Origin of the sequence: Bacillus cereus group sp. N21, assembly GCF_016483395.1 — a bacterium.
Taxonomy (GTDB): domain Bacteria; phylum Bacillota; class Bacilli; order Bacillales; family Bacillaceae_G; genus Bacillus_A; species Bacillus_A pseudomycoides.
Genome location: NZ_JAEHBX010000112.1, coordinates 1 through 9,724, shown reverse-complemented (window position 1 = coordinate 9,724; position 9,724 = coordinate 1). Strand labels below are relative to the sequence as shown.

Sequence of the window (9,724 nt, the reverse complement as noted above, 5' to 3'; positions counted from 1 at the left end):
ATCGCATCATAATCTGTAATTTATTAGGAAATTCAGGTCCTACTTTTTTTATAATTTATTTTTGCACCAGAACCATAAAAACTATTCAATTATACTTAGAGTGGTTAAATTTAATGTTTTCAGTTGAAAAATCAGAATTCAGACAACGTTATACTTCGTTCGGTAAAAAATGTTAACTATTCCAAATTTCGACAATCTTTTACAATATATTAACATATAATTAGTAGAGTTATTGGATATTAAATTACAGTATTAGCAATAACACGTTTCTCAATCTACTATGCATCTTAGTTAATCACATTACTAAAGAAATCAATTCAAATAGGAGAGTTACTTTAATTGAGAATTGAGATAGAAGAATAAGGTCAACTAGTGGTAGAAATCAGTTGAATAAATAGAAATATTGTTATTTATGCTATTTTTAATCATTTTTCGGAAGAACTAAGCATGTCATGAATTTTAAGTACGATATCTTGAGTTATACGGAATTGTTAATAGCTGTATTTTGTAAAAAAATCTAATGGAGGTAAGTAGATTGATAAGTAAAAAAAATATTAAAACTATCCCTTTATCAAAAGGGCAAAGGGACTTTTTTTTGCAGTATTGTTTGTATCCAGATAAATCTTCATATAACGAACCATTTGCTTGGCATGTTTACTCGGAATTAGATGTTTCACTTGTAAAAAGAGCTTTTATTGAAATTATCAACCGCCATGAGATTTATCGATCTATTTTTGCTATGGAGAAAGATCCTGTACAGAAGGTTTATAGTGAGCCGTTTCTAGATTTTAAAGTTATTGATATAGGTACTGAAGAATTATCTTCTATTAATCAAGAGTTGTATCAAGAGTCGTACAAACCTTTTGTATTGGAAAAAGAGCCACCGTTTAGAGTGAGATTGTTTCGCTATGCTGAAAATCATTATATTATGCTTTTAGTATGGCATCACATTGCTATTGACGGTTGGTCTATATCACTAATATTAGATGAGTTTGGAATAATATATAAACACTTAAAAAAAGGAACAAATCATGATTTGAAAACCGTTATATCTCAATATTCGAACTTCGTTTCTTGGCAAGAAAATTTATTGTTAAGCGAAACTGGGGAAACATCGAAGGTATTTTGGAAAAATAAACTTAAAGGTGAGATACCGGTATTAGAATTGCCGATTGATAAGAAGCGACCACCTGTTCCTTCGTATGAGGGAGGATTGGTGCCTTTTAAACTAAGTAGAGAGATTAGTGAGAGTTTACTTAAATTCTGTGATAAAAAAGGTTTTACTCTTAATACAGTCTTATTATCTCTTTACTTTGCTTTTTTACATCGTTATTCAGGACAAAATGAAATTATAGTAGGAACACCTAGATTTGGAAGACGGAACAAAGATTTTCGTAATACTTGTGGATATTTTGTTAATATGCTTCCTATTAGAATTAATTTTAAGGATGGTTATTCATTTGAGGAACTTTTAAATATTCTTAATGAGGAACTAAAGGATTGTGTGAAACACCAAGACTATCCTTTTTCCATGATGTTGAAGGAATTAGAATCAAGTCGTGATATTAGTTACTCACCTATTTTTCAAACTGGATTTGTGTTACAAAAGGCTAGTAGGCAAGATGCAGCGATTTTTTTGGGAAATTCTACGAATAAATTTAATTTACATGGACTAACATTGTCTCCTTGTAGTTTAGAAAAGAATATAGCCAAGTTTGATTTAACATTATTTATTGAACAAGAAAATGACAAAGCGATTTGTGGTAATTTCGAATATAATAGAGATATTTTTCATGAAGATACAATCTTGAGATTAACTCGTTATTTAGAGCAATTTATTGCATCTGTTTTACATAATTGTGAAGCAGGCATTTCTAAAGTTAATTTATTACATGAGGCTGAAGAGAAGCAATTATTGAAGGAATGGAACAATACAAGAGTAGAGTATCCGACAGAATATGTTATTCAAGCATTATTTGAACAACAGGTGGCACGAACACCAGAGGCAACAGCTTTAGTATGTAAGAATCAACAACTTACTTATAGAGAATTAAATGAAAGAGTGAATCAATTGGCTCATTCCCTACTAAAAAAAGGTGTAGGACCTGAGACAATGATTGGAATCTCTGTGGAACGATCTTTAGAAATGATTGTTGGTTTACTTGGAATCTTGAAAGCAGGCGGTGCATATGTACCACTGGACGCAACCTATCCAGAACAACGGCTCAAGTATATCTTGGATAACGCGGATATTAAACTGATGGTAACACAAAGAAATGTGAAAGGATGGTTACCTGAGGGAATAGAGATTATTTGTTTAGATGAAAATCAAGAAATGATTTCACAAGCGAGTATTACCAATCCAATAATTGAAGTGACTCCAGAGAATTTAGCCTATGTAATCTATACATCGGGATCTACTGGGAACCCGAAGGGTGTGTTACTGGAACAAAACGGATTATGTAATCTTGTTCATACTATTATTGACTTAATGCAATTAAATTCTAACAGTAGAGTAATCCAATTTGCTTCCCTATCATTTGATGCGGCAGTATTTGAAATATTTACAACGCTTGTAGCTGGTGGAACATTGTGTGTAAGTAGCCAAGAAGATGTTATGCCTGGGGAACCATTAAAGAAATTTTTACAAAATAATAAGATTACACACGCTACTTTACCACCGACGGTGTTAAATGTGTTAGATGAATCCAAATTTGAACATCTCAAGGTAGTTGTCTCTGCAGGTTCAGCTTGTAGTGAAGAGATTGCGAAACGTTGGTCAAATCATCGTATATTTATCAATGCTTATGGTCCGACAGAAGCAACAGTTTGTGCGACTGCAGGAATTTATAAAGGAAATGGTCAACCTCATATTGGACGTCCAATTTCTAATGTGGAAGTGTATGTATTGGATCAAAATCAGCAACCTGTACCTATTGGTGTAGCTGGAGAACTGTGTATTGGAGGGGCTGGATTAGCACGTGGATATTTGAATCGTCCTGAATTGACAGAAGCAGCCTTTATTCCACATCCATTCAATGGTGATTCTAATGCCAAATTGTATCGAACTGGTGATTCTGTTAAATATTTACCAGATGGAAATTTAGAGTATATTGGTCGAATTGATAACCAAGTTAAAATTAGAGGTTTCCGAATTGAATTAGGAGAAATTGAAACCGTATTAGGCCAACATCCTATGATTAAAGAAGTCGCTGTATTGGCTCGGGAAGATGAAACGGGAGATAAACGATTAGTCGCGTATGTCGTAGGTGAAGGAAGCGTGCAAGACTGGAGAGAGCACGTAAAAGCACAACTTCCAAATTATATGGTACCAGCCCATTTTGTAAGAATGGATGCTTTACCACTGACGATTAATGGGAAATTTGATACTAAAGCTTTACCTAAATGGGATAGTGTAGTGCAGGCAAGTGTTGAGCATATTGGCCCTCGCAATGAGACGGAGAAAAAATTGGTGACGATTTGGTCGAATGTATTATGTGTTGAACAATCAACAATTGGTGTGCATGATAATTTCTTTGAATTGGGTGGACACTCTCTGTTAGCGACTCAAGTTGTTTCGCGTTTACAAGAATTGTTTCAAATTAAGTTACCATTAAGTGAATTATTCCAGTACTCTACTATTGAAGGCCTATCACAGCGGATAACAACGTTATTACAAGAGGATAAAGGCTATGAAATTCCACCATTACAACCAAAGGAACGAGGAGAACGAGTACCGTTGTCTTATGCTCAGCAACGATTGTGGTTCTTGGATCAGCTTGAACCAAATAGTTCGATTTATAATATTCCAACTGCGTGGCACTTGAAAGGAAAATGGGGAATTGAAGCATTAGAAAAAGGATATAATGCGCTGCTACGTAGGCATGAAGTGTTACGTACAGTAATTCAAGAAATTAATGGTGAACCGATGCAAGTTATCAAAGCTTATACCAAAAAATCGTTACAGGTAATTGATTTGCGTCACTTTTCGCAGGAAGAAAAAGAGCTCCAAATGAAGACTTTAACTCAAAGCGAAATAGAAACACCATTTCATTTAAGCGAAGGACCATTAATTCGAACTCAGTTAATTATCATGGAAGAAGAGGAACTCGTACTTCTTTGTACAATGCATCATATTATTTCTGATGGCTGGTCTATGGGAATTTTACTTGATGAATGGTTTGCCATGTATCAAGCATTTATAGAGGAGAAAACAGTGCAACTGCCACCTTTAGCACTTCAATATGCTGACTTCGCACAATGGCAACGTGATTGGCTAAAGGACGAGGCACTCGCACAACAATTAGAGTATTGGCAGAAAGAACTAAGCGGAGAGCTTCCAGTATTACAACTACCATTTGATTCTCCACGCCCAGCAGTACAAAGTTATAAGGGAGATACGTATCAAGTTACTTTACCAGTTGCATTACTGGATAAGATTAAAACATTTTCCCGGGAGGAAGATGCCACACTATTTATGACTTTGTTAGCTGGATATCAAGGATTTCTTTCACGTTATACCGGACAAAAAGATATTTTAGTAGGAAGTCCTATTGCTAATAGAAATTATAAGGAAATTGAAGAACTTATTGGATTTTTTGTTAATACACTTGTATATCGTGCAAACCTTACTGATGATTTAACATTTAAAGAATTGGTAACACAGGTGAAAGAAAAAGCATTAAAAGCTCAAGAATATCAAGATGTTCCTTTTGAGAAAGTAGTTGAAGTATTACAACCAGAACGAAATGCTAGTCATTCACCAATATTTCAAACGATGTTTACTTTACAAACTCATTCAAGAAAGCTATCAAAAATATTAGATCATAGTTTAGAACCAATTCCAAATTATATGGCAGTAGCGAAGTTTGATTTAACAGTAGGGATGGAAGAAACTGAAGAAGGATTACAAGTAGCCTTTGAGTACAATACAGATTTATTTAATGCTTTGACAATACAGAGAATGGCTAAGCATTTTGAAAATTGGTTAAGTGAAGTGATGGATTCTCCTCAAAAATCTATTGGAAGTTTGAAACTGATGAGTAGAGGGGAAGAGAAGCAATTATTGAAGGAATGGAATGATACAAGAGTAGAATATCCGACGGAATATATTATTCAAGAACTATTTGAACAACAGGTAGCACAAACACCAGAAGCAGTAGCCTTAGTATATAAGAATCACCAACTTACTTATAAAGAATTAAATGAAAGAGCGAATCAATTGGCTCATTCTCTACAGAAAAAAGGTGTAGGGCCTGAGACGATGGTTGGAATCTGTGTGGAACGATCTTTAGAAATGATTGTTGGTCTGCTTGGAATCCTGAAAGCAGGCGGTGCATATGTGCCACTGGACCCAACCTATCCAGAACAACGGCTTAAGTACATCTTGGATAACGCGGATATTAAACTGATGGTAACACAAAGAAATGTGAATGGGTGGTTACCAGAAGGAATAGCGAATATTTGTTTAGATGAAAATCAAGAAATGATTTCACAAGCGAGTATTACTAATCCAATAATTGAAGTGGCTCCAGAGAATTTAGCCTATGTAATCTATACATCGGGATCTACTGGGAACCCGAAGGGTGTGTTACTGGAACAAAAGGGATTATGTAATCTTGTTCATACTATTATTGACTTAATGCAATTAAATTCAAAGAGTAGAGTAATCCAATTTGCTTCCCTATCATTTGATGCGGCAGTATTTGAAATATTTACAACGCTTGTAGCTGGTGGAACATTATGTGTAAATGACCAAGAAGAGGTTATGCCTGGGGAACCATTAACGAAATTTTTACAAAATAATAAGGTTACACACGCTACTTTACCACCGACAGTGTTAAATGCGTTAGATGAATCCAAATTTGAACATCTCAAGGTAGTTGTCTCTGCAGGTTCAGCTTGTAGTGAAGAAATCGCAAAACGTTGGTCAAATCATCGTATATTTATCAATGCTTATGGACCAACTGAAGCAACAGTTTGCGCAACCGCAGGAATTTATGAAGGAAATGGTCAACCTCATATTGGACGTCCAATTTCCAATGTGGAAGTGTATGTATTGGATCAAAATCAGCAGCCCGTGCCTATCGGTATGGCTGGAGAGCTGTGTATTGGAGGAGCTGGATTAGCACGTGGTTATTTAAATCGTCCTGAATTGACAGAAGCTTCCTTTATTCCGCATCCATTCAATGGTGATTCTAATGCCAAATTATATCGAACTGGTGATTCTGTTAAATATTTACCAGATGGAAATTTAGAGTATATAGGCCGAATTGATAACCAAGTTAAAATTAGAGGTTTCCGAATTGAATTAGGAGAAATTGAAACCGTATTAGGTCAACACCCTATGATTAAAGAGGTTGTTGTAATAGCTCAAGAAGATGAACATGGAGATAAACGATTAGTCGCGTATGTCGTAGGTGAAGGGAGTGTACAAGACTGGAGAGAACATGTAAAGGCACACCTTCCAAATTACATGGTACCAGCTCATTTTGTAAAAATGGATGCCCTGCCACTGACGATTAATGGTAAATTTGATACTAAAGCTTTACTTAAATGGGATCGTGTAATACAGACAAGTGTAGAGCATATCGGCCCTCGCAATGAGACGGAGAAAAAATTAGTAACAATTTGGTCGGGTGTATTGGGTATTGAGCAATCAACAATTGGTGTGCATGATAATTTCTTTGAATTGGGTGGACATTCAATGAAAATTATGGAGACATTAGTGAGAACATTATCTGAAGGCTGGAATGTAACAGTTAAGGATTATTATGAATTACAAACAATAAGTAAAATAGCAGAAAAAATCGATAATGGAACTAGCTCATATTTACAGTCGAATAAATCGCGGATACAATTTTTAAAGCCACCTAAGAAAAGAGGAGAAACAGAAAAATTACATCAAACATTTGACCAGAGTAGTGCGGTGTTGTTAACAGGTGTTACAGGATATTTAGGTATACATTTACTGGAACAATTACTTGATACTACAAAATGTAAAGTGTACTGTTTAATCCGTGGAAGAGATGAGGAAGAAGCTCAAGTACGTTTATTGAAAAACTTATGGTTTTATTTTAAAGACAAATTTACTAAGTATGAGTCATTAATAAATGAACGGATTTTTATTGTAAATGGAGATTTGACTGAGAAGAGATTGGGTCTAAACGAAGATATATATGTAACCCTTCATAAAAATATTAAGACTGTAATTCATGCAGCTGCTCTAACAAAACACTTTGGAGATTACGCCGATTTTGAGAGAGCAAATGTTAAGGCGTTAAAAGAGATACTAACATTTGTAGGGAATGACAAGAAGCTACATTATGTATCTACAACGAGTGTGTCCGGACAGTTTGCGTTAGGAGAAGAGGAAAAAGTATTTAAGGAAAATGATTTTTATATTAAACAAAATTATGAAGATAATGTCTACGTGAAAAGTAAATTTTTAGCAGAGCATGAGATTTTCAAAGCGATATCCAAAGGGGTCAATGCAAACATCTATCGAGTAGGTAATCTTACTAATAGATATCGTGATGGTCAGCACCAAACTAATATTGTAGACAATGCATTTATGAGTCGTCTAAAATTTATGTTGCAATACGGTGTTGTAACAAATAATTTATTATCGAGTAAAGTGGAATTCACACCTGTTGACTATTGCAGTAATGCAATTATTAGATTAATCACTTCGAATATAAATACTGATAATGTTCAGGAGTATATTTTCCATATGTATAATCATGAGAAACTGGAACTTAAAGATATGGTTGGAATATTTGAACAAATAGGGCATTCGATTGAAGTTCTTGATGATTCTGAGTACGAGCGAATCATGTTAAAAATATCTCAGGATGAAAATAGGCAAGAAGACCTTCAAATGCTCATGGTATCAGGAGAAAAGATGGATGAGCGATATAAAGTAGTAAAACTAGATTCAATTAGGACACAAAAGAAGTTAGAAATAATAGATTTTCAATGGCCGGAAATTAATATTGAATATTTACAAAAGATTGTAGAATATATGATTTCATCCGGTTTTTTATCACCAGATGAATTAGGAATATTACATGCAGTCACAAAATAATTGTATGTTTTAAGGGTTATTTAAAAATTAGTGAATAACATCTGTCTATCCCTTCTGTTATCGGCACTGCTTGTATAACGGGAGGGATTAGGTAGGAGATTAATTTTTTGTAATGTATATTGCGTATCTGAATATGTTATTTAGCTACTAGAAGATAAGGATGAGTTTTATAATCTCTATTTCAGTATTAATTGAAAACTCCAATTGTATTCAAGGGTTTATTGTGGAAGGGCATGCAGATTATGCTTCCTATGGTGAAGATATTGTCTGTTCGAATGTGTCTACAGTCACTATCGGCACGGTAAATTCAATAGAGAAGTTATGCCATGTAGAGATGGAGGTAGAGACTCGGGATGGTTATTTAAGGGCGATGCTCCCAACGAACAAGGCGTTCCTAAAGAGGCAAAATGATGTGCAATTATTACTTCAAGCTATGGTGTATACATTGCAATGCCTAGAAGAAAATTATGAAAAGCATATTCGTATTATTGTCAGGAAGATGTAGGATAAATGCTAAAGTTATAGAGCCCTTAGTTGTTCGTAGCGGCTAACAAATTAATTATATTTGGATGTATGAGAATTCTATAGAAATTAGTAAAACATATTATAAGCAACTCTTCAGTTTTTTATTGTCATACTAAATATAGTGAACATAATTTGGAATTTAGGGTGAGAGTTAAACAAACTTTAATTGAAGAATACAATATTCTAATGCTTAAGTATGATAATCAGTATTGAATTTATATCTTAGATAAGGAGAAATAATATGACACAACAGATAAATAATTCCAACTGGTTTACTTGTCTTTTATTGCGGAATCAGCCTAAATTAAGACTCTTTTGTTTTCCATACGCAGGAGGAGGAAGTATGGTATACAGAGGATGGGAAAAAACATTTCCTGCTGATATTGAAATACATATTGTGCAACTTCCAGGAAGAGACAAACGCTTTTTTGAAGAGATACCACGTTCAGTAAGTAAAATGGTAGAAGGACTAAAACAAGGAATACAGCCTTATGTGAATGAGCCATTTGCTTTTTTTGGTCATAGTATGGGAGCACTCCTTGCTTTTGAATTAGCAAGAACTTTAGTGAAAGAGGAGAATGTTTCTCCACTTCACTTGTTTGTATCGGGAAAAGCAGCCCCACATTTAAAAAATATTCATCGAACTATTTATAATCTTCCTAAAGAGCAGTTTCTTCAAGAATTGAGTAACCTAAATGGTACACCTAAGGAAGTACTTGAAAATAAGGAATTAATGGAGATATACGAGCCGATTTTACGTGGGGATTTTGAAGTTTGTGATACGTACCTTTATAAAAGAGGGAATCTTTTAACCTGTCCCATATCTGTTTTTGGTGGATCACAAGATGTAAGAATTGATGAGAGAAATCTAAAAGCTTGGGGAGAACTTACAACAGGCTTTAATCAAGTACGTATGATAGAAGGGGATCATTTTTTTCTTCATAGTCAGCAAGACTTTATCCAAAATGCAATAATTAGTGATTTAAAATGTAATGTATAAAGATAGAATTTTATTTTAGAAAGGGTATGTTGAAAATATGGTTCTGGTGCAAAAATAAATTATAAAAAAAGTAGGACCTGAATTTCCTAATAAATTACAGATTATGATGCGAT

The 9,724-nt window shown here is 34.3% G+C and carries 3 protein-coding genes; all 3 read left to right on the top strand.

Features of this window, described 5'->3' with window-relative positions:
• Positions 1–520 precede the first annotated feature (520 nt).
• The 3 genes from JDS96_RS28685 (at position 521) to JDS96_RS28675 (ending at position 9,611) form a co-directional block, all read left to right on the top strand.
• Positions 521–8,086 (top strand): non-ribosomal peptide synthetase, encoded by a 7,566-nt coding sequence (locus JDS96_RS28685; RefSeq protein ID WP_274605977.1) that lies wholly within the window; start codon positions 521–523, stop codon positions 8,084–8,086.
• A 160-nt stretch (positions 8,087–8,246) separates the two neighbouring features.
• Positions 8,247–8,591, top strand: a complete 345-nt coding sequence (locus JDS96_RS28680) for a ribosomal-processing cysteine protease Prp (protein WP_199668845.1) — start codon at positions 8,247–8,249, stop codon at positions 8,589–8,591.
• Between the two features lie 261 nt (positions 8,592–8,852).
• Positions 8,853–9,611, top strand: coding sequence for a thioesterase II family protein (locus JDS96_RS28675; RefSeq protein WP_274605976.1), 759 nt, complete (start codon positions 8,853–8,855; stop codon positions 9,609–9,611).
• Positions 9,612–9,724: the final 113 nt, after the last annotated feature.